Below are 767 nucleotides of genomic sequence, written 5' to 3'. Positions count from 1 at the left end.
TTTGTTGGGCATCGATACAGGTCAGGGCGCTTTCGAATTGTGGACCGGCTGAGCCTGCGCCGGATTCGTGGCTTTCCTGGGCGACGTAATAGCGCGCGCCAACGATCAGGTATTCGCGGTTCTGATCGTCGCGACCAAAGCCGGTCATGCTGAACAGGTGCCCTGTGCCAAGGCCTCGGGCGTTGCCGCTCAGCTCGACGCGCTCATGCAAGCTTTGCAGCGCTTCAATGCGCGTGCGGGCGTAATGCTCGCCGTCCTGACTTTGCACGTAAGTACCGGGGTAGTCGTACAGCGGGTAATCGCCTGCCGTGTGGGGCCGGGGCATGGCCGAGCGCACGTTAATGCTGGCGGACGGACGCTGGAAGTCGTAGTCGTTAAGCTCCAGCGAGCCCGGCTGGACTTCCTGGGCCAGACGCCAGTCGTTAATGTGGTCGCGTTCGCGGTGCTGACCATCAGGCGGGAAATACGGCACCGAGGCATAACCCGGTGCGTTTTGATGTGCGCCATAAGCATCGGCAAGCACCAGCACGTGGCGGTCTTTTTCATGGCGGAAGAAGTAATAAATACCTTCCTGTTCCATCAGGCGACTGACGAAGTCGAAGCTGCTTTCGCGGTACTGGACGCAGTACTCCCACTCCCGATAGGGGCGGCTCAGCGCGTCTTCGAAATCCGAGAAGCCCAGGTCGCGAAAGACCTGCTTGATGATCTGCGGGATGGTCTGGTTCTGGAAAATCCGGCAATCGGACGTCCGTGTCAGCAGCCACAGC

General features: G+C 60.1%; 1 pseudogene (running past one end of the window). It reads right to left on the bottom strand.

Annotation, left to right across the window (positions count from 1 at the left end):
- A pseudogene (tssI, locus tag AO242_RS21955) lies at positions 1-767 on the bottom strand (type VI secretion system tip protein TssI/VgrG) (its annotated part extends 259 nt beyond the left edge of the window); the annotation flags it as partial.

The organism is Pseudomonas sp. ICMP 561, assembly GCF_002699985.1.
Lineage (GTDB): Bacteria > Pseudomonadota > Gammaproteobacteria > Pseudomonadales > Pseudomonadaceae > Aquipseudomonas > Aquipseudomonas quasicaspiana.
The sequence above is the reverse complement of the archived record's forward strand: the minus strand, read 5'-3'. Positions and strand labels throughout refer to the sequence as shown.